The sequence below is a fragment of the Corynebacterium pacaense genome (genome assembly GCF_900169525.1).
Lineage (GTDB): Bacteria > Actinomycetota > Actinomycetes > Mycobacteriales > Mycobacteriaceae > Corynebacterium > Corynebacterium pacaense.
In genome coordinates, this window is record NZ_LT821240.1 from 368,056 (window position 1) to 392,952 (window position 24,897).

Annotated in this window: 19 protein-coding genes; 5 read left to right on the plus strand and 14 right to left on the minus strand. The window is 63.8% G+C overall.

Features of this window, described 5'->3' with window-relative positions; genetic code table 11:
- Positions 1-12: 12 nt before the first annotated feature.
- From argC to B7E02_RS08850, 4 genes are all read right to left on the minus strand, one after another.
- Positions 13-1,056, minus strand: coding sequence for an N-acetyl-gamma-glutamyl-phosphate reductase (gene argC / locus B7E02_RS08835; protein WP_080795088.1), 1,044 nt, complete (start codon positions 1,054-1,056; stop codon positions 13-15).
- A 152-nt stretch (positions 1,057-1,208) separates the two neighbouring features.
- Positions 1,209-3,716, minus strand: coding sequence for a phenylalanine--tRNA ligase subunit beta (pheT, locus tag B7E02_RS08840; RefSeq protein ID WP_080795091.1), 2,508 nt, complete (start codon positions 3,714-3,716; stop codon positions 1,209-1,211).
- A gap of 90 nt (positions 3,717-3,806) precedes the next feature.
- Positions 3,807-4,844, minus strand: a complete 1,038-nt coding sequence (gene pheS, locus B7E02_RS08845) for a phenylalanine--tRNA ligase subunit alpha (RefSeq protein ID WP_080795096.1) — start codon at positions 4,842-4,844, stop codon at positions 3,807-3,809.
- A gap of 91 nt (positions 4,845-4,935) precedes the next feature.
- Positions 4,936-5,754 carry a TrmH family RNA methyltransferase gene (locus B7E02_RS08850; RefSeq protein ID WP_080795098.1) on the minus strand — a complete coding sequence of 273 codons (819 nt, stop codon included), beginning with the start codon at positions 5,752-5,754 and terminating at the stop codon, positions 4,936-4,938.
- A 160-nt stretch (positions 5,755-5,914) separates the two neighbouring features.
- On the opposite strand from B7E02_RS08850, the gene B7E02_RS08855 reads away from it, so the two are divergent.
- The gene (locus B7E02_RS08855; RefSeq protein ID WP_080795100.1) at positions 5,915-6,619 is read left to right on the plus strand and encodes a glycerophosphodiester phosphodiesterase; all 705 of its coding nucleotides are present in this window, start codon (positions 5,915-5,917) and stop codon (positions 6,617-6,619) included.
- Between the two features lie 72 nt (positions 6,620-6,691).
- Here B7E02_RS08855 and B7E02_RS08860 read toward each other — a convergent pair whose 3' ends face one another.
- The 7 genes from B7E02_RS08860 to infC form a co-directional block, all read right to left on the minus strand.
- The gene (locus B7E02_RS08860; RefSeq protein ID WP_080795104.1) at positions 6,692-7,906 is read right to left on the minus strand and encodes an ABC transporter ATP-binding protein; all 1,215 of its coding nucleotides are present in this window, start codon (positions 7,904-7,906) and stop codon (positions 6,692-6,694) included.
- 47 nt (positions 7,907-7,953) lie between these two features.
- On the minus strand, positions 7,954-9,282 hold the full coding sequence (locus tag B7E02_RS08865; RefSeq protein WP_080795107.1) for an ABC transporter substrate-binding protein: 1,329 nt from the start codon (positions 9,280-9,282) through the stop codon (positions 7,954-7,956).
- A gap of 65 nt (positions 9,283-9,347) precedes the next feature.
- On the minus strand, positions 9,348-10,184 hold the full coding sequence (locus B7E02_RS08870; RefSeq protein ID WP_080795109.1) for a carbohydrate ABC transporter permease: 837 nt from the start codon (positions 10,182-10,184) through the stop codon (positions 9,348-9,350).
- Entirely contained in the window at positions 10,181-11,113 is a 933-nt protein-coding gene (locus B7E02_RS08875) for a carbohydrate ABC transporter permease (protein WP_080795116.1), read from the minus strand. Before B7E02_RS08875 ends, B7E02_RS08870 begins: the two co-directional genes overlap by 4 nt.
- Before the next feature lie 217 nt (positions 11,114-11,330).
- On the minus strand, positions 11,331-11,714 hold the full coding sequence (gene rplT / locus B7E02_RS08880; protein WP_080795119.1) for a 50S ribosomal protein L20: 384 nt from the start codon (positions 11,712-11,714) through the stop codon (positions 11,331-11,333).
- Positions 11,715-11,771: 57 nt separating this feature from the next.
- Positions 11,772-11,966, minus strand: coding sequence for a 50S ribosomal protein L35 (gene rpmI / locus B7E02_RS08885; protein WP_080795120.1), 195 nt, complete (start codon positions 11,964-11,966; stop codon positions 11,772-11,774).
- A gap of 28 nt (positions 11,967-11,994) precedes the next feature.
- A complete protein-coding gene (gene infC, locus B7E02_RS08890; protein ID WP_080795122.1) occupies positions 11,995-12,546 on the minus strand; it encodes a translation initiation factor IF-3 in 552 nt (183 codons plus the stop codon).
- A gap of 349 nt (positions 12,547-12,895) precedes the next feature.
- On the opposite strand from infC, the gene B7E02_RS08895 reads away from it, so the two are divergent.
- Complete coding sequence (locus B7E02_RS08895; protein WP_245802235.1) at positions 12,896-14,914, plus strand: DUF2339 domain-containing protein; 2,019 nt, start codon at positions 12,896-12,898, stop codon at positions 14,912-14,914.
- Positions 14,915-14,957: 43 nt separating this feature from the next.
- Here B7E02_RS08895 and uvrA read toward each other — a convergent pair whose 3' ends face one another.
- Positions 14,958-17,816 carry an excinuclease ABC subunit UvrA gene (gene uvrA / locus B7E02_RS08900; protein ID WP_080795123.1) on the minus strand — a complete coding sequence of 953 codons (2,859 nt, stop codon included), beginning with the start codon at positions 17,814-17,816 and terminating at the stop codon, positions 14,958-14,960.
- Between the two features lie 102 nt (positions 17,817-17,918).
- Between uvrA and B7E02_RS08905 the strand changes: the two genes are divergently transcribed.
- The 3 genes from B7E02_RS08905 to B7E02_RS08915 all read left to right on the plus strand — a co-directional run bounded on the left by B7E02_RS08905 (position 17,919) and on the right by B7E02_RS08915 (position 22,145).
- The gene (locus tag B7E02_RS08905) at positions 17,919-18,521 is read left to right on the plus strand and encodes an MBL fold metallo-hydrolase (RefSeq protein ID WP_080795125.1); all 603 of its coding nucleotides are present in this window, start codon (positions 17,919-17,921) and stop codon (positions 18,519-18,521) included.
- A 164-nt stretch (positions 18,522-18,685) separates the two neighbouring features.
- Positions 18,686-19,633 (plus strand): DoxX family protein, encoded by a 948-nt coding sequence (locus B7E02_RS08910; RefSeq protein ID WP_080795126.1) that lies wholly within the window; start codon positions 18,686-18,688, stop codon positions 19,631-19,633.
- 205 nt (positions 19,634-19,838) lie between these two features.
- Positions 19,839-22,145: a HelD family protein gene (locus B7E02_RS08915; RefSeq protein ID WP_245802236.1), complete on the plus strand. Its 2,307-nt coding sequence runs from the start codon at positions 19,839-19,841 to the stop codon at positions 22,143-22,145.
- Positions 22,146-22,199: 54 nt separating this feature from the next.
- On the opposite strand, the gene B7E02_RS08920 is transcribed toward B7E02_RS08915, so the two are convergent.
- Positions 22,200-22,643, minus strand: a complete 444-nt coding sequence (locus B7E02_RS08920; RefSeq protein ID WP_080795132.1) for a universal stress protein — start codon at positions 22,641-22,643, stop codon at positions 22,200-22,202.
- Between the two features lie 97 nt (positions 22,644-22,740).
- Complete coding sequence (gene uvrB, locus B7E02_RS08925; RefSeq protein ID WP_080795136.1) at positions 22,741-24,837, minus strand: excinuclease ABC subunit UvrB; 2,097 nt, start codon at positions 24,835-24,837, stop codon at positions 22,741-22,743.
- Positions 24,838-24,897 lie beyond the last annotated feature (60 nt).

Consider the following 24,897-nt stretch of genomic DNA (forward strand, 5'->3'; position numbering starts at 1 on the left):
TTGGGAACTGCTCTAGGGTGCGACGCCTGCCAGTGGCAGCCCCGCCGTCTCATTGAAACCGACTGCCAGGTTCATGCACTGCACCGCCGCGCCGGCCGTGCCCTTGGTCAGGTTGTCAATGGCCGAGGTCACCAGGAGCTTGCCCGCCAGCGGATCCACCTCCACCTGGACATGGCACATGTTGGAACCGAGCACGGACTTGGTCTGCGGCTGCTGTCCCTCGGGCAGAAGATGGACGAAGGGTTCCTCGGCGTAGAAGTCCGCGTAGACCTCCCGTGCCCGCTGTGCACTGACATCGCCGGCGAGGGGCGCGGTCGCGGTGGTCAGGATTCCCCGTGGCAGCGGTGCCAGGACCGGCGTGAAGCTGACGGTGACCGGCGTACCGCTGACCTCCCCGAGGTTCTGGGCGATTTCGGGGGTGTGGCGGTGCCTACCGGCGGTGTTGTAGGCCTTGAGAGAGCCCATCGTCTCCGCGCCGAGCATTCCGACCGACGCCTTCTTGCCGCCGCCGGAAACGCCGGTGATCGAAACCACCGAAACATCCGGCTCGACCAGGCCCACCAGGACCGCGGGAAGCAGGGCGAGGGTGGCGCCGGTGGGAAAACACCCCGGGACGGCGACACGTTTCGCCCCTGTCAGCTGCTCGCGGTGGCCGGGCATCTCCGGGATTCCGTAGGGCCAGGTTCCCGCGTGCGGGGATCCGTAGAACTTCTCCCAGTCCGCGGGATCCTGCAGGCGGAAGTCGGCTGCGCAGTCGATCACGGTGACATCCGGGCCGAGCTGCCTGCCGATCTCCGCCGAGAATCCGTGCGGGAGTCCGAGGAACACCACGTCATGGCCCTCGAGGACCTCAATGTTGGTGTCCTCGATGACGCGGTCGGCCAGCTGGGGCAGGTGCGGCATGAGTTCACCCAGGGTCGACCCCACGGTCGACGATGCGGTCAGCGCCCCGATCTCGAGCTCCCCCGCTGCATAAGCCGGGTGTCCGAGAAGCAGTCGAATGATCTCTCCACCGGCGTATCCACTGGCTCCTGCGATTGCAACCTTGATCGTCATTCCCAGAACAATACCAGTTATGCATGAAACTGCAAATTATTCATAAACTGCCACTGCGTGGTCACATGTTCCCGGTGCCCCGGGGCATGGCGGCGGGGCCAATGAGAAACCCCCGAGTAACCCTTGGGATGCTCGGGGGGTGGGTGGTGGCCCTACGCGCGCAGTTCCGCTCCCAGCCTCTCTGCGGCCAGAGTCGCGGCCGCGAGGCGGGCCGCATTGGCTTCCTCATCGGTCAAGGTACGGTCGGGTGCCCGGAACCTCAGGGAGAAGGCGAGGGACTTCCGGCCCTCACCGAGCTGCTCGGAACGGTACACGTCGAAGAGTTCGACAACCTCGAGCAGTTCACCCGCCCCCTCCTCCACGACGATGCGCACATCCTCCGCGGGCACCGTCTCATCGACGACCAGGGCGATGTCCTGGTGAAGTGCCGGGAAGGCGGAGAGCACCGGGGCTGGCAGGCGCTCATCGAAGGGCAGCGCGGTGACGTCAAGTTCCATGGCGCAGGTGCGCGCCGGCAGCCCGAGCCGCTCCAGAACCTGGGGGTGCAGCTCACCGGCGTGTCCCACGGTCCGGCCGTCGACAAGCAGCGCCGCGCAGCGGCCCGGATGCCACGGCAGGTGCTCCGCGTTGCGCAGCTCAAGTTCCACGCCCGCCGCCCGTGCCACCGTGCGGGCGGATTCGATCGCATCGGAGTAGGTGTATGCGCGACCCCCACCCCAGGGGCCCTCGAACTCGATGTTTCCGGTACCCACCGTCGCGACGTGCAGCGGCTGCTCCGGCAGGGAGGCGATGAGCTCATCAACCACCTCAACGCCAGGACGCTCGGCCACCGAGGGCATGGGCGAGATTCCCTCGCCGCGTCCGAACGCCACCTGCTGAACCCCGAAGAGGGAAAAATCCCTGTGCCCGCGGGCGACGTTGCGCACCACGGCATCCAGCATCGAGGGCAGCAGAGTCGTTCCCAGGGCGCTGCGATCGGCCTCGAGGGGATTGAGCACGGTGACCACCTCGCGGCGCCGGTCCCCGGCCCCGAGACCCCAGCTATCGAAAACCTCCGGGTCGATGAAGGGACTGGGGATGATCTCGGCGTAGCCGGAGTAGGCCAGCGCGTGGCCGATCACCCGACGGCGCTTCTGCTCCGGGTTCAGTCCACGCCCGGCGGGGGCGGTGGGCACGATCGTCGGGATGTCCTCCAGCCCCTCGAGGCGGAGAACCTCCTCGACCAGATCCGCGGCCATGGTCAGATCGGGACGCCAGGTCGGCGGGGTGACCTCAAGGACGTCTCCCCCGTCGGTGACGGTGCAACCGACTTCGCGGAGGCGGGAGATCACTGTCTCCCGGGAGTACTCCACCCCGGCGAGCTCGGAGGGGCGCGTTGCCCTCACGGTGATCACCGGCATCTCCGGGACTTCGCCGATGAGCGTGCGGGCGGCCTCGACCGCACCGCCGGCGATGGAGACAAGAAGCGATGCCGCGATGTCGAGGGCCGCCTCCACCACGGCCGGATCGACTCCGCGCTCGAAGCGACGGGAGGATTCGGAGCTGAGCCTGTGCCTGCGTGAGGTCCGGGCGACGGTGATCGGATCCCAGATTGCCGCCTCGAAGAAGACCTCGGTGGTCGTCGCCGAGATCTCCGAGGTGGATCCGCCCATCACGCCCGCCAGGGACTGGATGCCGCTGTCATCGCAGATGACCACGTCGCCCTCGTCGAGCGTGCGGGTGGTGTGGTCCAGGGTGGTCAGCTTCTCCCCCGCCCGCGCGTTGCGCACGACGATCCCACCGCTGATCACACCGGCGTCGAAGGCATGCATCGGGGTGCCGAGCAGAAGCATCACGTAGTTGGTCACATCCGTGGCGGCGTTGACCGGCCGCTGGCCAGAGAGCATCAGTTCGCGTTGCAGCCAGAACGGCGATTCCACGCTGGGGTCAATGCCTGAGACTTTACGCAGCCCGAAACGACGTGCCTTCGTCTCCGGGCGCAGCTCCACATCCACCAGATTTCCGGAGACCGGGGGCACCGAGATCCCGAGACCGGCAACCTCCGGGTGGTAGGCGAGATCGGTGTAGCTGAGGTTGAAGGCCGAGGCGAGCTCCCTGGTCAGCCCCCGTGCGGAGAGCGCGTAGCCACGGTCAGGGGTGATGTTGACATCGAAGACGGTATCGTCGAGACCGAGCACCGCACGCGCGTCATCGCCGGGCTCACCCGCGGAGGCGTCGAGGGTGATGATCCCGGAGTTCTGCTTATCAGCAAGTCCCAGCTCGGCGGCCGAGCAGATCATTCCCGCGGAGATCCTGCCGTAGGTTTCCCGTGCCGCGATCTCGAAGTTTCCGGGCAGCACGGCACCGGGAAGACTGACCACGACGGTGTCGCCCTCCGTGAAGTTCCGCGCGCCGCAGACGATCGACTGTGGCTCCCCGCTCCCGTTCGCCAGCCCGACGTTGACCAGGCAGTGACGGATCGGCTTCTTGAATCCGGTCAGTTCCTCGATGCTCTCCACCCGTCCGATCACCAGCGGGCCGGTGGTCTCCGGAATCGGTGCGTATCCCTCGGTCTCGAATCCGACACGGACATATCCCGCGTCGAGTTCAGGGGAGGTGACGGCGAAATCCGGGTTGGAATGGCGGAGCAGTTCCGTCACCCAGTTCTGGGAAATCAACATGGTGCTTGTGGCTCCTCGTACAAATTGGATCGGTGCGGCTGTGTGTGACTGTGCCTGATCAGATGTTCCTGATCGGCTGTGTCCGGGGTGCTAGACCCGGATACCGAATGGCAGGGTGAAACGGACATCGCCCTCGACCATGTCGCGCATATCGGATAGCCCGTTGCGGAACTGCAGGGTCCGCTCAATGCCCATGCCGAAGGCGAATCCGGAGTACTCCTCCGGGTCGACCCCGACGGCTCTCAACACGTTGGGGTTGACCATTCCGCAGCCACCCCATTCAATCCAGCCCGCGCCACCCTTCTTGTTGGCGAACCACACGTCAACCTCGGCGGAGGGTTCGGTGAAGGGAAAATAGTTCGAACGCATCCGGGTCCGGGTGTCCGGTCCGAAAAGCTCCTTGGCCAGGTGATCGAGGGTGCCGCGCAGGTGTGCCATGGTCAGGCCCCTGTCGACGGCCAGGCCCTCGATCTGGTGGAACACCGGGGTGTGGGTGGCATCGAGTTCATCGGTGCGGAACACTCGTCCCGGGCAGGCGATGTAGAGGGGAACGTCGCGTTTGAGCATGCTCCGGACCTGGACCGGCGAGGTGTGGGTGCGCAGCACCTGCCTGGAGCCCTCCGGCGCGATGTGGAAGGTGTCCTGCAGGGTGCGTGCCGGATGATCGGGAAGGAAGTTGAGGGCGTCGAAGTTGAAATACTCCGCCTCCACCTCGGGGCCGTCGGAGATTTCCCAACCCATCGCGACGAAGATGTCGGCGATCTGCTCATTGAGGATGGTGATCGGATGCAGGGCTCCGACCTGTTCACGCGTGGTCGGGATGGTGACATCGACGCGCTCGAGCTCGAGCACCTCGGCGTTGCGCTTTTCCTCGAGGAGCGACTTGACCTGCGCGAAGTGCTTCTCCACCCGACCGAGGGCCACGTTGACAAAGCGCCCGGCCTCCTTGCGCTGATCCTTGGGGATGCTGCCGAGCCGGCGGCGGGCCTGCGGAATCGGCGCGGAATCACCAAGGTGACTGCGACGCAGAGCTGCCAGTTCCTCCAGGTTCCGTGCACCGTCAAAAGCCGTGATCGCGGCCTGCGCCGCATCATTCAAATTGGCCTCGGTCAACTCAATCTCGGACACCGTATGGTCCAGCCCTTCCCTGAAGATAAATCTATGGACATCTAACCCTGACATCATACGTGGTGATGGAGCACTTCACCGGAAGCAGGTGTCAGTCTTCCCCTGCGAAAAGCGCCCTGGAGGATTCATACAGGCAGATCGCCGCCGCCGTCGCGAGATTCAGCGACTCCGCCCGGCCCCGAATAGGGATCCGAACCCGGTGATCGGCACCCGCGAGAAGCTCCTCCCCCAGTCCGTGCGCCTCATTGCCGAAAAGCCACGCCGTCGGTTGCGTCAGGAGCTCGGTGGCATCGTCGAGGTCCACCTCGCCATCGGCGGCGGTGGCGAGGATCCGCAGGCCCCGGGAGCGGAGCTGGCCGATGACGTCACCGACGTCGGGGTTGCGTGCGACGGGCACGTGGAACAGGGAGCCTGCCGACGCCCGCACAGCCTTGGGCCCCTGGGGGTCGACGGTGTCTCCGGCGAACACCACGGCATCCGCCCCCACCGCATCCGCGATCCGGATCAGGGTACCCGCATTGCCGGGTTCGCGGGTTTCCACCGCAACGCTGACCAGCCGCGAACGCGGATTCACCGCCTTGGCCACTGTCCACAGCACATCTGCGCACAGCGCGAAGATCCCGGTGGTGGTCACCGTGTCACTGAGCGATCGCGCCGCCCTGTCGGTGATCGGATGAACATAGACATTGAGGTATCCGGCCGTGCGCAGGATCTCCTCGAACTTTTCGGCCGCCTGTTCCGTGACAAACAGATCGGTGGCTGCCCCCGTTGCTATCGCCGCCTCCACCGAGTTTCCACCCTCGACCAGGAACTGCTTCACCTTCCTGCGCTGGGCGGATTTCTGCAGCTTGGCCGCATTGACGATACGGGGGGTACGTTCGCTGAACGCCTGGGAAAAATCCAATGCCATGTGCCCAAGGCTAGCAGTTGGGTCACGGGCACCCGTTGATCGATACCGTTGTTCAAGGAGGCCATGCGGTGTTCATCGTCCCTTAAACTGCCCCGACTACCGTCAGCGGTTGCCAACCATTGCAAACACCAGGACCGACACGAAGGAAGATTCAGAACCCATGTACATTGTGGCGCACCGCGGTGCGGAGGATACGGCTCTCGAGAACACACTGGCAGCATTCAGGGCTGCGGAAACGGCGGATGCGATCGAGCTCGATGTGCACTCGACCAGGGACAACCACCTGGTTGTGCTCCATGACCGCAGCGCGGAACGGGTGGCGGCCCCGGACTCCGCCCACCGTGACGCACCCGTGGCCTCCCTGAATCTGGACCAGGTCAGGGACATCCGTCTCCGGGACGGCTCGACGATCCCCACCCTCGAGGAGGTTCTCGCGGTGACCGATCTCCCCATCCAGGTGGAGATCAAGGCGGCGGGGGCCGTTCCAGCCATCGCGGAGCTGATCGACAGGCGCCCCGGCGAGCTCGAACGGCTGCTGTTCATCTCCTTCAGCGAGTCCGCCCTGGTGGAGATCTGCGACCGTCTGCCCGGCTGCCGCGTGGGTCTGCTGCGCGAGGATAATTCCGACCTCGGGCTGATCGATCAGATTCCTCAGGCGAACATGGCCGCCTATCTGCCGTCGTGGCGCGCCCTGGAACTGTCGATGATCGAGGACCTGCACCGGCGGGGTATTCGCGTGGGGTGCTGGACGATCCGCGATGAACGGGCACTTGCGCTGGCCGAAAGAGCGGGGGCGGATTTTGCCACGGTATCGGACCCTGAGAGATTCCGCAGCAGCTCCCCTGAACGGGTCCTGACCTGGTAGACACCGGGGTGGACACGCGAGGGGCCCGGCCGGAGAATCACATTCCGGCCGGGCCCCTAAACCATCGGTGATCTAGTGGGGCTGCCTCTCCGAGGTCATCGCACCGACAACGCGTCGACCGTCCACGCCGTCGAAGAGGTGAATATCCTTCGCCGCGGCACTGACGTGCACGCGGTCGCCCGGGTGGAGCCCGTGATGGCGCTCGACCCGGATTCCCAGCTCCGCCTGATCATGGTCCGCCGCCGGGGTGACCTGGACGCGCATATCCTCCGGGATTCCCTCCCCGAGGACATCCGTGTTCGGGTTCTTCACACCCGACGCCTTGACGTAGAGCATCGAATCCGCCCCGAGTTCATCAATGTGACTGACCTCGGCAGGGAAGGCGCCCTCATCATCAGCTGACACCAGCCTCATCGCCTCCGGCCTGGCACCGACGATGACAGCGCGACCCTCGTGGCGTGCGGGATCCCCTGCGATAACGGCCGCGACATCATCGGGAACCCCGATCGATAGTCCGGAACCGAGGGTGACCGACCCGCCCCTGATGGTGCCCTCGATCAGGTTCATCGACGGCGATCCGATGAAACTGGCAACGAAGGCGTTGATCGGATAGTCATAGAGGTTCTGGGGAGTGTCCACCTGCTGCAGAACGCCCAGCAGCAGAACGGCGACCCTGTCCCCCATCGTCATGGCTTCCACCTGGTCATGCGTGACATAGACCGTGGTCACACCCATGCGGCGCTGCAGCGCGGAGATCTCCGCCCGGGTGGAGACCCTGAGCTTGGCATCCAGGTTGGACAGGGGCTCATCCATGCAGAACACCGCCGGTTCGCGGACGATGGCGCGACCCATGGCCACGCGCTGGCGCTGACCGCCCGAGAGCGCGGCGGGCTTGCGGTCGAGGTATGGATCCAACTGGAGGATTCGTGACGCCTCGGCCACCCGCGTGGCAATCTCGGACTTGGGCACCTTCTGGTTCTTCAGCGCGAACGCCATGTTCTCCCGCACGGTCATGTTCGGGTACAGGGCGTAGCTCTGAAAGACCATCGCGATATCGCGGTCCTGCGGCCGCACGCCCGTGGCGTCCCTGCCGTCGATAAGCAGTCTGCCCTCGTTGATCGGCTCGAGGCCGGCAAGCATACGCAGCGAGGTCGACTTGCCACAGCCGGAGGGTCCGACCAGAACCAGGAACTCGCCGTCGGCGATCTCCAGATTCAGTTTGTCCACCGCAGGGCGCGCCCCGGGGGCGTACCTGCGTGTGACACCTTCAAAAACAATGGAAGCCATGTGTGTGACGTTTCCTTCTTCAGCCTTGGCTCAGTGATTGGATGTGCTTAGAGCAGTGGCTCGATGTCGCGCTTGAAGATGGTGTTGAGCTGGTTCTCCACGTCGCGCAGGGTGACATCGATATCAGCACCTGAAAGGCAGATCTTCTCCAGTGCGTCACCGATGGTGCGGTCACCATTGGGCAGCAGGACGCGGAAGTTGTCCTGGACGCGGGTGTCAGGCAGCTGCTGCACCGCGACGTTGTACGCCGGGTTCTCCTTGAGGAACGCTGCGTGATCGGGATCCTCTGCTGCGTCCCTGCGGACCGGAACGTAGCCGGTCTCGCGCGACCAGTAGCCGGTGTTTGCCGAGTTGGTGAGGAAATCGGCGAACTTGATGGCGTTGTTCTGGCGCTCCTCGGAGATTCCGGAGGGAATGCCCAGTCCGGCGCCGCCGGAGGGGCAGGCACCCTCACCGGTCGGGTTGGGAAGGGCTGCGACGCCCCAGTTGAAGGTGGCGGCCTTCGCCACCGTGGACAGATCGCCGGTGGACTGGATACACGATCCGATAAGGCCGGTGGTGAACTCGTTGGTGACATCGGTGGACACGGTGGCCCAACCATCGTTGACGGTTGATCGCAGCCACTCGACGGTCTTGATCGTCTCCGGGGTGGTCAGACGCGACTCCCAGCCCTCGGAGTAGTTGCCGCCCAGTGACCACATCGGTCCCTCGAAGGTCCAGGAGAGATAGTTCACTGCATCGCCCCAGCCCAGTGCTGTGCCGTTGCCGCCGCGTGCCTCCTGCAGACGGGGGCCCCACTCGGTGAACTCCTCCCAGGACTCCGGGCCGCGGTCGGGAAGACCGGCCTTTGCCCACAGGTCCTTGTTGTAGTAAAAAAGCGTCGTCGAGCGGGCGAAGGGCATGCCATAGTGCCCGCCGTTGTGCTGGTAGTCATTGAACAGTGACTCCACATAGGAAGAGGTGTCGATCCCGTTACGCTTGGCCACCTCGTCGATGTTCGCGGTGGCACCGTTGAGGGCGAAGTTGAACCATTCGGTGTCGGAGAGGACCACCAGATCCGGAAGCTCACCGCCGGACAGCGCCGCGTTGAACTTCTGTGAGACCTCCCGGTAGTTCGCGCCCGCATCGATCAGCTGGACGGTGAGGTCCGGGTTCTCCGCCTCGAAGCGGGAGATCAGTTCCAGCTCCACGTCCTTGGAGTTGGCCGGGTGGTTGGACCACCAGACGATGGTGTTGGTTGCGGCATCGGAATCGGAGGATCCGTTGGCGCTGGTGCTGCCGCCGGTTCCGGCGCAGGCAGTCAGCGCGGCGCCGGCGCCCGCGACTCCCATCGCTGCGAGGAAGTGGCGTCGGCTCAGTGAAGGATTGAAGGTCATGGGTTTCCCTTTCCAGGAGGTGGCTGTAGTGGAGATGAGGTCAGTTCTTCGATTCAGATCGCGGCTCAGCCCTTGACTGCACCGGAGATCAGCCCCTTGATCATGTACTGCTGCAGGGCGAGGAACATGACCAGGACGGGGAGCATCGTCATGATGGTCGCCGCCATGACGGGTCCCCAGTTGGACACCCCGTCGTTGTTCTGCAGCAGTGTCAGACCAATGGGCAGTGTTGCGGAGTTTTCGGTCTCGGCCATCAGGAACGGCCAGAGATACTGATTCCATTCATTGACCACCGTGATCATGGAGAATGCGACCAGGGTGGGCATGGAGATGGGTAGGAGTACCTTCCACAGCAGTCTGAAATGACCGCAGTGGTCCATTCTCGCGGCCTCGATGAGTTCGCTCGGGATGGACATGAAGTGATTTCGCATGAGGAAGGTACCGAAGGCGATGCCCGCGAGGGGGACGATGATTCCCTGGTAGGTGTCGCGCCAGCCGAGCTGGCTGACCAGTGCATAGTTGGAGATCACCGTGACCTCTGAGGGAACCATGAGTGCGGAGATGACCAGCAGGAACACCAGGTTGCGTCCGGGGAATCTCAGGATCGACAGGGCGTATGCCGAGATCACCCCCAGGACGATCTTGATGGTGCACAGAATCAGCGTGATCAGGATGGAGTTTCGGAAGTAGTCGAGAAACGGCACCCTCCGGAACACATCGGCGTAGTTGTCCAGGCTGATCTGCGAGGGCAACCAAGTCACAGGCTGCGTGTAGATCTCGGACTGCTGCTTGAAACTGGTGAGCACGATCCACAACAGTGGTACGCCGATGAACAGGACGGCGAGGGCCATTCCCACATAGCCCATCACCTTGACCAGGAGGCTTCTATCGGTGGAGATCATTTCTGTTTGTTCTCCCTGTCCATGTAGCGGACCTGGATGACGGTGATGGCCAGGAGAATCAGGAAGAGAACCGTGGCGACGGTGGCACCGTAGCCCGCACGGTAGTTGGTGAAGGTCTCGGTGTAGACCTGGTAGACCAGGGTCGTGGTGCCGTCTCCGAGCGGGCCTCCCCTGGTCATCGTGTGGATGATGTCAAAGACCTGGACCGAGTTGAGCGTCACCGTGATCGACAGGAAGAAGGTCGTCGGCCGCAGCTGCGGCAGCGTGACCCGCCAGAAGCGCGTCCACGAACCCGCACCATCCATGGCCGCGGCCTCTGCAAGGTCCCGGTTCAATCCCTGCAGGGCAGCCAGGTAGATCACGAAGGAGTAGCCGAGGTTCTTCCACACGAATGTGAAGGTGACCATGAACAGCGCCCAGTTGGGGTCCTGATAGAACTGCGGGGAATCCAGCCCGAGCCTGCCGAGCAGGTCCTGGATGAGCCCGAAGTTCGGATCGAAGACGAACTGGAAGGCGACACCGATGGCAGCGCCGGAGATGACGAAGGGCGCGAAGACCATGGAGCGCACGAAGTTCCGGCCGAGGAGTTTCTGATCGAGCAGCATCGCCAGAAGCAGGCCGAAGAACATCGACCCGATGACGGCGAAGACCGTGAAGATGACGGTGTTGGACACCACCTGGGCGGTATCCGGCCTGGTGAAGAACTCGATGTAGTTGTCGAGGCCGATGAACGTTGAGTTGGGCGATGAGATGTTCCAGCTGAAGAAGGAAAGCCGGAAATTGTCCAGGAGCGGGCGGTACGTAAAGATGGCCAGGAGCGCGAGGTTGGGCGCCAGCAGCGCCGCCGCCAGCAGCCATTCGTTCCTGCGGGATCGTTTGGCTCGATTACGTAGCTCATCCACTTCCGGTTCGAGAAGTAAAGTGGGCACGAGGGGACATGGTATGGGCCCGATGTTTCCACCAGATGACCCCGGTGTGAATTTATCCTCTGTAAAACACATGGGAGATGAGTATTCGGAGAAATGTAGGTGAAGTATCAACCTTCTTCTTCACGCCGCCGCGGGCGAACCCCGCGGGTCGGAGGCAAAAAACCGCCCCCGCACTCATTGTGCGGGGGCGGTTCAGGTTGCTGTAATCAGCCGGATGCTAGGCAGCCTTCGGTGCGTTGACATCCTCCGGGAGCGCTGCCTTGGCAGCCTCGCAGATTGCGGAGAAGGCGGCGAAATCATTCACGGCCAGCTCGGCGAGGATCTTGCGGTCAACGTCGATCTCCGCCAGGCGCAGGCCCTGGATGAGTCGGTTGTAGGTGATGCCGTTCATGCGTGCGGCGGCGTTGATGCGCTGGATCCACAGCTTGCGGAACTCGCTCTTGCGGGCGCGACGATCGCGGTAGGCGTACGTCATGGAGTGCAGCCACTGCTCTTTCGCCTTCCGGTAGAGGCGTGAGCGCTGGCCGCGGTAGCCCTTGGCGGACTTCAGAATTTCGCGACGCTTCTTCTTTGCGTTGACGGACCGCTTGACACGTGCCACGGTGGTACTTCCTTAAATCTTGTCTTGATAGGTGGAGGGGAGGAGGCGGAGGCGGAACTACGCCTTGCCGAGGAGACGCTTGATGCGCTTGGTGTCGGCGCCGGAAACCTCAACGATCCCCTTCAGGCGACGGGTACGGGTGGAGGGCTTGCCCTCGAGGAGGTGGCGGCGGTTCGCCTGCTCGCGGACGAGCTTGCCGGATCCAGTCACCTTGACGCGCTTTGCGGTGCCCTTGTGGGTCTTGTTCTTCATGAAAGTTGTCCTTAAACGCTAATCGTGTTTACTTCTTACCCTTGCGCACCGGGCCGAGAACCATTGTCATGTTTCTTCCGTCCTGCTTCGCGCGGGATTCCACAATGCCGTAATCGGCGACATCATTGGCCAGACGCTCGAGGAGCCGGTAGCCGAGCTCGGGACGAGCCTGCTCACGACCACGGAACATGATGGTGACCTTGACCTTCGACCCCTTTTCCAGGAATCGAATGACATTGCCCTTCTTCGTCTCATAATCATGATCATCGATCTTGGGACGGAGCTTCTGTTCCTTGACCACAGTCTGCTGCTGGTTCTTGCGTGACTCGCGGGCCTTCTGGGCCTGCTCGTACTTGAACTTTCCGTAGTCCATGATCTTGCAGACCGGGGGCTTGGCGGTGGGTGCGACCTCGACCAGATCCAGATCTGCGTCGAACGCGAGCTTGCGGGCATCTTCAATACGGACAATGCCTACCTGCTCACCATTCGGACCGACAAGTCGGACCTCGGGAACTCGGATACGCTCATTAATGCGAGCTTCAGCGCTGATGTGGACTCCTCTGTTAGCAGTGCGGGAAATTCTGACGTACCGAACCGCATGAGGTGATTGCCCCGTTTCAGACCAAAAACCCGTTCATCACATTGCGGATGAACGGGAGATCTGAGTTCAAGAGTTGTACACGGGCACTAGTCCGTGTCAGCACTACTTGCTTTACCTTTATCCAACCGGCGAGCGGCGGCCTTAGGTGGGAAGATCTCCTCTTGCGGCCCATGCTTTTCGTGGAATACACGATGCATCAGGCGGTAGTGAGGTCGACTCTAGCACGTTGGACGTGCGGAGACAAAACCCGGTAGCGGCGCGATCCCGTGAGTATAACAATTGCGTTCCCCGCGGCGTCCGCGCGGGCCGCTGCCCCTAGTCTTGTTTCATGGACTTCAACCAGCGAGACCGCATGGCCCTGCGCGCCGCCCTGCAGAAACTCTCCGCCTCGGCGAGCGCGATGGCGGAGGCGAGTCAGCAGATCGCCGCACTTGCCTCGAAACTTGAGGTGCCGTCGCAGCAGCCACCGGTTCAGGTCGACAACGCACCCCGCTTGACGACGCCCCCGCCCGCCTACCCCTACGACCGCAACCGGGTCACCCGCGGTGACGCGGTGGAACAACCCGAGGCGTCGAGAAGCTCCGTGGCCGCGGGGCGGACCACCGCCTACCCGCTTCCCCCGGCACCGTCGGTAGCGGCCTCACCGGCGATGTCCACCGAGGCGAAAATCATGCGCGGTGTGTCCATCGGTGGCGCGGCGATCACCATCGCCGGCATCATCCTGCTGGTGTCGGTGGCGATCCAGCGCGGATGGCTGGGCCCGCTGGGGCGGGTCACGGGGTCCTATCTCATCGCGGTCGTTCTGCTCACCGCCGCGGTATGGGTGCGCAACCGCGGGACGCGGGTCGAGGCCGTGGTGGCCCTCGTGGTCACCTCCCAGGTGGCGGCACTGGCTACTACCGGGGCCCTTATCTACTTCCTGGAATGGTGGCCACCTGGCATCGGCTCCCTGGTGATGCTGCTGATCAATGTCGGCTTCGTCCTTCTCGGCCGGATCTGGTCCACTCCGGCCAATCCGGGCTACGGTTCCGCCGTCCTGCTGGCAACTACGATCGTCACAGGTCTGACCTCCTGGTTCGACTTTGGCAACGCGGCCACGCCCTGGCCCGAGTTCGGGCTGATCGCCACGCTGCTGATCACGATCAGGGTGGCAACCGCCCGGGTGCGCATCGCCGTGGCGGTACTGGCGACGGTTCTCCAGCTGCTGCTGTCCACCGTGGGCGGGGCGATGGCCGGCACCGCGATCATCACCGGTTCACTCACCGCGGTCCTGCTGGTGTCACTGACCCTGTGGGACCCGCCCGCCACCCCGGGAGGTGACGCCCGCGGATCCGGGAGGGGCGCGGGACCTGATACGACGGCGTTCCGGGTCGCCGTGATCGCACCCATTGTCATCCTCGGCTTCACCTCACTGTCCGTGGGTGTGGCCAATTCACCCTGGTGGCTCCTGCTTCCCACCGCGGTGATCGCCGGACTGGGGATTCAGGCGAGTCTGTTCAGCTCCCCCGACCCCACGCCGATGGTCCACTCCGCCACGGTCTCCCCGGATTTCGCCCGCACCGCCCGCATCGCCCGCCCGGTCGCGGTGACCGGGCTGGCTCTGGTCGCCGCCGCCTTTGTGTTCATCCGCTACACCCCGCTTTTGTTTGAGCACCGGACGCAGTTCGGAGGGGCACTGGCCGTGGTCGCCTTCTTCCTCACCGCCTCGGCTGTCACCTTCTGGTTGAACACCCTGCCCCGGGACCGCGACCTGGGGATGCTCCCGTGGATCTCCTGGATCATCGCGGCCGTGGCCATTTCCGGTGTGCTGTTCCGCAACGTGGTCGCATTGTCCCCGGTGTGGCTGACCGACGGGATCGCACTGGTGCAGGCGGCGCTGATACTCCTGTTCATCGCGGTTGTCGTGCTCGCGCGGGAGGTCTTCTACAACCGGGTTCTCTGGCTCCAGCTGGGCGTCGGTGCCGCGGTTCTCTATTTGTCGGCGACAGCCATCGTCACCATCGTCACCTACCTGGGCAATCTGCTCGGTGGATCATTCGGAATGAAGCTCGGGTTCCTCATCGGGCACGCCGGCGTCTCGATTCTGTGGATGGTGATCGCAGCCGCTCTCATGCTCAGCAGGAGGCTCCTCGATCAGCCGGGCGCACTGTGGACCGGGGTCGGTCTCGCGGTCGCGGGAACAGTCAAACTGGTCTTCTTCGATCTCGTCGCCCTGGACGGGGTCCCGCGGGCCATTGCGTTCCTGGCCTCCGGCATGGCGCTGCTGGCGATCGCGGCGATGCGCGGCCGCCGCAATGCGGAGCCCAGGGACACCGACGGCGATCCCGCGCACCCGCCCCTGTCCTGAGCCCGGAACGCTGAGCCCGGATCACAGACCCGGGGTCTCCGGCTCAGGATTCCGCGAGGACCTCCCGGAGGAACTGCCCGGTGTAGGATCCGGCGACACCGGCAACCTCCTCCGGTGTCCCCTCGGCGACAATGGTGCCGCCGCCGGAGCCACCCTCGGGACCCATATCAATGATCCAGTCCGCGGCCTTGATCACATCCAGGTTGTGCTCGATCACGATCACTGAGTTGCCCTTGTCCACCAGACCCTGGATCACCAGCATCAGCTTGCGGATGTCCTCGAAGTGGAGGCCCGTGGTCGGCTCATCCAGAATGTAGACGGTTCGTCCATTGGATCGCTTCTGCAACTCGGAGGCCAGCTTCACGCGTTGGGCCTCGCCTCCGGAGAGAGTGGTCGCGGCCTGCCCCAGTCGCACGTACCCGAGGCCGACATCGACCAGCGTCGCGAGGTATCGATGGATGGAGGTGATCGGCTCGAAGAACTCCGCGGCCTCCGCAATTGACATGCCAAGCACCTCGGCAATGTTCTTGCCCTTGTACTTGACCTCGAGAGTCTCGCGGTTGTACCGCCTGCCCTCGCACACCTCGCAGGGAACGTAGACATCCGGGAGGAAGTTCATCTCGATCTTGAGGGTGCCGTCGCCATGGCAGGCCTCACAGCGCCCTCCCTTCATATTGAAGGAGAAGCGTCCCGGCTTGTATCCGCGGACCTTGGCCTCGGTGGTTTCCGCGAAGAGGTTGCGCACCTTATCAAAGACCCCGGTGTAGGTCGCGGGATTGGAGCGGGGCGTGCGGCCGATGGGAGATTGATCGACCTGGACGAGTTTATCCAGGTGCTCCAGTCCGTCCACCCGCTTCGCCCGACCGGGAACCTGACGGGCGCGGTTGAGCTTGTTGGCAAGCACCTTCGCCAGAATCTGATTGATCAGGGTCGACTTCCCCGATCCGGAGACTCCCGTGACGCACACCAGGACACCGAGGGGGATGTCCACGTCGATGCCCCTGAGGTTGTTCTCGCGGGCACCGATGACGGTCAGTGTGCGCTTCGGATCGATTGCGCGGCGATGATCCGGGACACCAAGCTTCCGCCGTCCGGAGAGATAGGCTCCGGTCAGGGACTCCTCACAGTCGAGGATCCCCTCGGGCAGACCCTGGTAGACCACTTCCCCACCGAATTCACCCGCGCGGGGTCCGATGTCGATGAGCCAGTCGGCGCGGCGGATGGTGTCCTCATCGTGCTCGACGACGATCAGTGTGTTGCCGATGTCGCGGAGCCTCTCCAGGGTTGCGATCAAGCGCTGGTTGTCACGCTGGTGCAGACCGATGGAGGGTTCATCCAGAACATAGAGGACCCCGGCGAGGCCCGAGCCGATCTGGGTCGCCAGTCGGATGCGCTGGGCCTCACCTCCGGAAAGGGTTCCCGCGGCGCGGTTGAGGGTCAGATAGGCCAGGCCGACGTCGAGCAGGAACTGCAGGCGCGCCCTGATCTCCTTGAGAACGGCACCGGCGATCATCTCCTCCCGCCTGCCAAGGGTCAGGGAGTCAAGGAAGTCAAAGGCATCATGCACAGACAGCGCGGTCAGCCCGGCAATCGAGAGCTCTCCGTGGGACTTCGAGTCCAGGCGCACGGCGAGGATCTCCGGCTTGAGCCGTGCCCCCTTGCATGTCGGGCACGCCACCTCCCGCGTGTAGCCGAGCAGCCGCTCCTTCTGGGATTCGGAGTCGGTCTGCTCGATTTTCCGGTCGAAGTAGCCCAGAACGCCCTCGAAGGGTGCGGTCCATGCACGGACACGCCCGAAACGGTTCTTGTACCGGACGCTGACCTCCTCCTTTGAACCGTGGATCAGCGCCTTGCGCTGGGCGGCGGTGAGTTTGTTGAAGGGTGTCTCCGGGTCGAATCCGAGGGCATTGGCCAATCCCTCGATCAGCTTCTCAAAGTAGGTGTGGTTGGGACTGGAGTTCCAGGGCTGGACGGCATGGACGGCCGGTGCGTCGGGATCCGGGATGATCAGATCTATATCGACCTCGGTCCGCACCCCCAGTCCGTCACATGCGGGGCACGCTCCATAGGGCGAGTTGAAGGAGAAGGCCCTGGGTTCCAGTTCATCGAGGTTGAGAACGTGGCCGTTGGGACAGCTCAGCTTCTCGGAGAAACGGCGCAGCCGTGCCGGATCATCCTCGTCCAGGGTGACAAACTCCAGGACGGCGACACCGTCCGCCAGCCGCAGCGCGGTTTCCATGGAATCGGTCAGGCGCTGTTTCTGACTCGCCTTGACCTGGAGACGGTCTACCACCACATCAATGTCGTGCTTGATCTGTTTCTCCAGCTTCGGTGGATCACTGAGCTGGTACACCTGACCATCAACCCGGACGCGGGAGTATCCCTGGGCCGCGAGATCGGCGAAGAGGTCGACGAATTCACCCTTGCGGGTACGCACGACAGGTGCGAGCACCTGGAAGCGCAGGCCCTCCTCCATCTCCAGGATCTGATCCACCATCTGCTGCGGAGTCTGACGCTGCACGGGTGCATCACACACCGGACAGTGCGCCGTGCCCGCCCGGGCGAACAGCAGCCGGAGGTAATCGTAGACCTCCGTGATCGTGCCGACGGTGGAGCGGGGATTCCGGTTGGTGGATTTCTGATCAATGGACACCGCTGGCGAGAGACCGTCGATGAGATCCACATCCGGTTTGTCCATCTGACCGAGGAACATCCGGGCATAGCTGGACAACGACTCCACATACCGGCGCTGTCCCTCGGCGAAGATGGTGTCAAACGCCAGGGAGGACTTACCCGAGCCGGAGAGGCCGGTGAAAACGACCATGGAGTCGCGCGGCAGGTCGATGTCGACGCCCTTGAGGTTGTGTTCGCGCGCACCGCGCACGACGAGGCGATCAGCCAATTGTTTCTGGGCCCTTCACTGGTGATGGGTTGGTGGGAAAAGATCAAATCGGAACACTTCGAACATACCAACGAAGGGAGTTGTTTCGCTACTCTGGGTTTCATGAGCAACGAGCTATCACTGCACCATATTTCAGTATCGGCCATGGACAACAACTGCTATCTCCTCTGCGCCAATGACAAGGGGCTGCTCATCGACGCAGCCGATGACGCCCCCGCGATCCTGGCCATGGCCGGCGAGGCCGGGGTGCACATCACCAAGGTGCTCACCACGCACCGGCACGCCGACCACGTCCGGGCGCTTGCCGAGGTGCTGAAGGAGACCGGTGCGACGCACTACGCGCCATTTCTCGAGGTCCCCGCACTTCCCGCGAAGGTGGATGTGGAACTGAACCAGGGGGACACCATCCCCTTCGAGGGGCATGACCTGCCCATCGTGATCCTCCGCGGCCACACCCCCGGCGGCGCGACGCTGGTGGCGGAGATTGAAGGACGCACGAACCTGTTCGTCGGTGATTCGCTCTTCCCCGGTGGCCTGGGCAAGACCAGCAGTGAGGGGGACTTCATCCGTCTGTTCAACGATGTCAAGCAGCGACTCTTCGATGTCTACCCGGACGATTCCATCGTCTGGCCCGGCCACGGCAGGAGCACCACACTCGGTGATGAGCGTCCGCAGCTAGAGGTCTGGTGGGAGCGTCGCTGGTAGGAGCGGGCCGAAAACAATGGGGCGGGATTTTCAGCCCCAGATGGTGTCTACCTCCCTCCATGCAATTCATAACCTGGGTAGGATTGGACACTGGAGAAAACATTGACCTCCGGGAGCCGTACCAACCGCCCCGGTCACAACTGCGTTTGTTAGGAGCATCCACCATGATCCGTAAGATCGCCCGACCCATGCTCGCCTCGGTCTATATCGTCGACGGCGCGGACACCGTTTTGAACACCCGGTCACATGTAGAGGGAACCGAGGTGGTGCTCGATCGCGTGCGCTACGTGCTCCCACGCAAGTACGCCAGGCGTATCACCAGCGATCCGGAGCTGGTCACCCGGATCATCGGTGGAACGAAGATCGCCGCAGGCTCCCTGCTGGCGATCGGCAGGGTTCCCCGCACCTCGGCCGCGGCCCTCGCCGTGGTGACCGTCCCGACCATCCTTGCCCGCAACGCCTTCTGGGAGACCCAGGACGCCGCCGAGAAGAGCAACAGGCGCAACGGCTTCGTCACCAACATCGCCCTGCTCGGTGGACTGTTCATCACCACCGTGGACACCGAGGGGAAGCCCGGTGTGAAGTGGCGCGCCAGCAACGCCGCCAAGCGGAGCAGGAAGCAGATCCAGCAGGCGCTGCCCACCAGGTCCGAGACGGAAAAGCTCGGCGACAGGGCCACCGACTGGCTCTCCGAGGCCTCGAACCTCGTCTCGGGCTACACCCACACCGCGCAGGACTACGTGGGGGACAACAAGGACGATTGGCTGAAGAACGCCCAGGAGGCGGCCCGCAAAGCCTCCGATGTGGTCAGCGACTACGCGCACAAGGCCACCGACACCGTCTCCGACTACGCGACCAAGGCGCAGTCCTACCTCGATGACAACGCCGGAGACTGGCTGGATGCGGCGCAGGCCAACGCCAAGACCGCGAAGAAGTCCGTGGTCAGGGCCGCAGCCAAGGCACAGGACCGGGCCAGCGATGCGCTCGAGAAGGCGGAGGCGACCTCGGGACGTGCCGCCAAGAAGGCGGATAAGCGGTACAGCAAGCTCCAGGCCGAAGCCGACAAGGCACTGGACAGGGCGCAGAAGAAGCTCCGGAACTACTCGTTCTAGCCACCTGCACCGACCCCCGGACCGCCTGTCCCATCCCCACCGGTGACAGGCGGTTTTGGCATTGCCGGGCACGGGATGCGGACATGACTGGCCACACCGCGTGATTCGTGGAATGATTGAACGCTCCCCTGCGTTGAGTATTCGAGCAGATTCCGGGATTTCATCAAGACAGATCGACAAGACAGATCGAGGAGGCTTTCCCCGAGTGACCGCAGCTGATACACACTCCAGCCGTTCCGATGCAGGAGCGGACGCCACCGGGGCCATCGCCCGGGAGCAACTCTATGTCGATGGCCTCTTCGCCCGTCTGGACCGCGAGGTGGCCCGCGCCAATGAACGCCTGGCCGCGGTGATGAAGGATGTTGATCCCTCAAACCCCGACCCGGAGGCGCTGGTTCGCAGGGAAACCGAGTATCACGGACTCAATCAGAAACTGGACCGCCTCAATCTCGCCCAGCTGGGTCTGGTCTTCGGGCGCATAGATGTGGAGTCCCCCGGCGAGGAGCCGGAGAACCCCGTCCCCGGGGACCCCGGACTGGACCGCCGGTACATCGGTCGCATGGGACTGGATGCCCGCGAGGATGATTACCGCACGCTGCTGCTGGACTGGCGCGCACCGATGGCGCGCCCCTTCTATCTGGCCACCACGGTCCAGCCGGAGGGGGTGCACACCCGCCGCCACATCCGCACCCGCGGTCGTCTGGTCACCGCGGTTGACGATGAGCTGCTCTCCGGTTCCGAGGATCTGCTCCCCGGAACCGGGGTCCAGACGGGCGTGGGCTCGGAGACCGCGCTGCACCATGCGATCCGATCGGCCCGCACCGGCCACATGCGCAATATCGTCGAGACGATCCAGCGCGAACAGGACGAGATCATCCGTGACGCCACGCGCGGGGTGATGGTGGTCGAAGGCGGTCCCGGCACCGGAAAAACCGCGGTTGCGCTGCACAGGGTCGCCTACCTGCTCTACACCTGGCGCGAACAGCTGGCCCGCACGGGTGTCCTCATCATCGGCCCCAACAGCACCTTCCTGGAGTACATCTCCCGGGTTCTGCCCGAACTGGGTGAGACCGGCGTGGTCCTGTCCACGGTCGGTCAGCTGTATCCGGGGGTCTCCCCCGAGGGGAGTGAGGATCTGCTCACCCGGGAGATCAAGGGCAGCGGGGAGATGGCGGCGATCCTGGCTGAGGCGGTCAGGGCCTACCAGATTCTCCCAGCGGAGCCCCTCGAGGTCACCGTCGACGGCATTGTGATCACCGTGGATCCGGCCACCGTGGCCAGATCCCGCACGCGCGCACGCCGGTCCCGCCAGCCGCACAATCTCGCGAGGCCGATCTTCCGGGAGCACCTGGTCGAGCAGCTTGCGCAGCAGCTTGCCGGCACGATCGGCGCGGATCCGCTGGGCGGAAGGAACCTGCTGTCCACCGCCGACGTCGACCAGCTCCATGATGATCTGCTCGAGCATGACGCGCTGATGGGCGTCATCGACGGCTTCTGGCCAGAGCTCGAGCCCACACTGGTCCTGGAGGAACTGCTCACATCCGCCGACCGCATCAGCCACGCGGCGGCGCTTTACGACGACGAGACCCGCAGCGCACTGCTGCGGGCACCCGGTTCCCCGTGGGCACCCTCGGACGCGGCACTGCTCGATGAGCTGGCCACCCTGATCGGACTCCCCGACCCCGAGGAGGCCCGGGCCCTCGCGGATGCGAAGTGGCGTGAACAGGTCTCGGCGGCCGAGGACGTGCTCGATGTGCTCAGCTCCTCGCCATCCTCGGACATCGACGATGTCACCGACGATCTCCCCGACGACCCCGAGGCCGAGGTGCTCTCCGCCTTCGACCTCATCGACGCGGAGACGCTGGCGGCCAGGCAGAGCGTCCGCGACAACCGGTCCACCGCCGAGCGTGCGCGGGCCGACCACCGCTGGGCCTTCGGCCACGTCATCGTCGATGAGGCCCAGGAGCTCAGCCCCATGGAATGGCGCATGGTCTTCCGGCGCAGCCCCTCACGGTGGATGACACTGGTCGGTGACACCGCCCAGACCGGTTCGCCGGCGGGCGTGGACAGCTGGTCTGAGACCCTCGAACCGTTCGTCTCCACCCGCTTCCGCCACCATGAGCTCACCGTGAACTACCGCACCCCTGTGGAGATCATGGCCGTGGCCAATGAGCTGCTCTCCAGGATCAATCCGGAGGCGGCACCCGCCACCGCGATCCGCGAGTCCGGACATCCCGTGCTCAGGCTGGATGAGCACACAGACGCCAACGCACTGGCGCAGAGCTACCGGCGGGAGGACCCGGAGAGAACCACGGCGGTGATCTATTCCGCGGCCCGCTTCACCCCGGGCGACCGTGCCTTCCTGGTGGAGGAGATTAAGGGCCTCGAATTCGACCACGTCATCGTCGTCGATCCCGCCGGCATCATCGCGGAGTCACCGCAGGGCATGCAGGACCTCTACGTCGCCGTCACGAGGGCGACTCAGACGCTGACCCTGATCGGCGAGGTATAGCGGAAAAGCGACGGGCCCGTGCGAGTGTCTCGCACGGGCCCGTCGCTTCCATGATCAGTCCACCGTGTGGACGATCATCACATCACAGTCGGACTGCCTGGCAACATCGGCGGGGACGGATCCCAGCAGGCGGCCGGTCAGTGAATTGATACCCCGGTTACCCACCACGAGCAGGTCCGCCTGGTTTTCGTTGACGATGCTCATCAGGGCCTCGACGGGAGTTCCCGGACGCACGACCTTCTCGATACTGGTGGCTCCCACCCCCTGCGCAACCTTTTCGGCCTTCTCCAGATTCTCCTGGGCCGGATCATCGCCGAGGATGGTCACGGAATCCTGGCGCAGTGTCTTGGACGCCTCCTCCTTTGTTTCATAGAAGGCACATCCGATGATGAGTGTGGCTTTGAATGCCGCCGCGATTTCAGCGGCACGCTCCACTGCGTGGAGGGAAGACTTGGAACCATCGGTGCCGACGACGATCTTCTTGTACGAGTCGCTCATGTGACCTTTCCCTTAAACGTGAGAGTTTATCCGAAGAATCAAGCCTGATTCCGTTAGGGACCAAGTCTAACAAAACAAGCACGGGATACGCGCGTAATTACATGCCGACTTCCTTCATGCCGCGCAGCTCCTTTTTCAGGTCGATGATTTCATCGCGCAGCCTGCCCGCGAGCTCAAACTTGAGCTCCCGTGCCGCGGCGCCCATCTGGGTGCTCAGGTCGTCGATAAGCTTCTGCAGCTGGTCGGCTGCCATGCCGGATACATCCGGCCGGGCCGCAACCGCGGCATCGCCGGCGACACCGGGCGGCGCCTCGGTGCCGCCTTCGTAGACCTGGTCGAGGATGTCGGCGATCTTCTTCCGCAGGGGCTGCGGGTCGATGCCGTGCTCGGTGTTGTAGGCGATCTGCTTCTCCCGCCTCCTGTCCGTCTCCTCGATGGCGTTCTGCATGGAATCGGTGATCTTGTCGGCGTACATGATCACCTCGCCGGAGACGTTGCGGGCGGCGCGACCGATTGTCTGGATCAGGGAGGTCGTGGAACGCAGGAAGCCCTCCTTGTCCGCATCCAGAATCGCCACGAGAGAGACCTCCGGCAGATCCAGCCCCTCGCGCAGCAGGTTGATGCCCACCAGAACGTCGAACTCACCGAGGCGCAGCTGCCGCAGCAGTCCCACGCGCTGCAGAGTGTCGATGTCGGAGTGCAGATAACGCACCCGGATGCCGTTCTCGAGCAGATAATCGGTGAGATCCTCCGCCATCTTCTTGGTCAGCGTGGTCACGAGCACGCGTTCATTGACATCGGTGCGACCGCGAATCTCGTGGATGAGATCGTCGATCTGTCCCTTGGTGGGTTTGACGGTCACCTTCGGATCGACCAGCCCGGTGGGCCTGATCACCTGCTCGACGTACTCGCCACCGGCCGCGGCGATCTCGAATTTGCCCGGGGTCGCGGACATGAACACCGTCTGCCCCCTGCGCTGATCAAACTCCTCCCAGGTCAGCGGGCGGTTATCCAGTGCCGAGGGGAGCCGGAAACCGAACTCGACCAGGTTCCTCTTCCGCGACATGTCCCCTTCAAACATCCCGCCGATCTGGGGGACGGTCACATGCGACTCATCGATGATGGTGAGGAAATCCTCCGGGAAATAGTCAATGAGGGTCGCCGGCGCGGTGCCCGCGGCACGGCCGTCGATGTGCCGTGAGTAGTTCTCGATGCCGGAGCAGAATCCCACCTGCTCGATCATCTCGAGATCGTATTCCGTACGCATCCGCAGACGCTGGGCCTCGAGCAGCTTGCCGCGGTTTTCCATGTCATCGAGGCGCTCGGTGAGTTCCTCCCTGATATCGGCCACCGCCTTTTCCATCCTCTCCGGTCCCGCCACATAGTGGGTCGCGGGGAAGATCCGGATCGAGTCCACCTCACGGATCGTGTCACCGGTCAGAGGGTGGATGTAGTAGAGGCTGTCGATCTCATCTCCGAAGAACTCGACACGCACCGCCAGCTCCTCATAGGCCGGGATGATGTCCACCGTATCGCCCTTGACACGGAAGGCGCCCCTGGTGAAGGCGACATCGTTGCGATCGTACTGGATGTCCACGAGCAGTCGCAGGAACCGGTCGCGGTCGATTTCCTCTCCCCTGTTCAGCACGATCGAGCGATCCAGATAGGACTGTGGTGTTCCCAGTCCGTAGATGCAGGACACGGAACTGACCACGACCACATCCCGACGCGAGAGCAGCGAGGAGGTCGCGGAGTGGCGCAGTCGCTCGACATCCTCGTTGATCGAGGAGTCCTTCTCGATGTAGGTGTCGGTCTGGGCGATGTAGGCCTCGGGTTGGTAGTAGTCGTAGTAGGAGACGAAGTACTCCACCGCGTTGTTCGGTAGCAGCTGACGCAGCTCATTGGCCAGCTGGGCGGCGAGGGTCTTGTTCGGTGCCATCACCAAGGTGGGACGCTGCTGCTGTTCGATCAGCCAGGCCGCGGTGGCGGACTTGCCGGTGCCGGTGGCGCCGAGGAGAACCACATCACGTTCCCCCCTGTCCAGGCGCTCATCGAGCTCCCTGATCGCAGCCGGTTGATCTCCCGCCGGTTCATAGTCGGAGATGACCTCGAATTTCGCATTCGAGCGCTCGATCTCGCCGACCGGACGGTGCTCGGAGTGGGACAGGACCGGGTGTTCAGCAGCAAAAGCCATATCAACGAGGATACGCCAGATTGGCACGGCTTTTCGATCCCCCGGCGGGGCGCGGACGGC

Bases quoted from the DNA above. Each gene is read 5' to 3' on its own strand.
- B7E02_RS08865 (WP_080795107.1), bottom strand. From the start codon at position 9,282: ATGACCTTCAATCCTTCACTGAGCCGACGCCACTTCCTCGCAGCGATG.
- argC (WP_080795088.1), bottom strand. From the start codon at position 1,056: ATGACGATCAAGGTTGCAATCGCAGGAGCCAGTGGATACGCCGGTGGA.
- B7E02_RS08920 (WP_080795132.1), bottom strand. From the start codon at position 22,643: ATGAGCGACTCGTACAAGAAGATCGTCGTCGGCACCGATGGTTCCAAG.
- B7E02_RS08870 (WP_080795109.1), bottom strand. From the start codon at position 10,184: ATGATCTCCACCGATAGAAGCCTCCTGGTCAAGGTGATGGGCTATGTG.
- B7E02_RS08905 (WP_080795125.1), top strand. From the start codon at position 17,919: ATGAGCAACGAGCTATCACTGCACCATATTTCAGTATCGGCCATGGAC.
- B7E02_RS08855 (WP_080795100.1), top strand. From the start codon at position 5,915: ATGTACATTGTGGCGCACCGCGGTGCGGAGGATACGGCTCTCGAGAAC.
- uvrB (WP_080795136.1), bottom strand. From the start codon at position 24,837: ATGGCTTTTGCTGCTGAACACCCGGTCCTGTCCCACTCCGAGCACCGT.
- B7E02_RS08860 (WP_080795104.1), bottom strand. From the start codon at position 7,906: ATGGCTTCCATTGTTTTTGAAGGTGTCACACGCAGGTACGCCCCCGGG.
- rpmI (WP_080795120.1), bottom strand. From the start codon at position 11,966: ATGAAGAACAAGACCCACAAGGGCACCGCAAAGCGCGTCAAGGTGACT.
- pheT (WP_080795091.1), bottom strand. From the start codon at position 3,716: ATGTTGATTTCCCAGAACTGGGTGACGGAACTGCTCCGCCATTCCAAC.
- B7E02_RS08910 (WP_080795126.1), top strand. From the start codon at position 18,686: ATGATCCGTAAGATCGCCCGACCCATGCTCGCCTCGGTCTATATCGTC.
- B7E02_RS08850 (WP_080795098.1), bottom strand. From the start codon at position 5,754: ATGGCATTGGATTTTTCCCAGGCGTTCAGCGAACGTACCCCCCGTATC.
- B7E02_RS08895 (WP_245802235.1), top strand. From the start codon at position 12,896: ATGGACTTCAACCAGCGAGACCGCATGGCCCTGCGCGCCGCCCTGCAG.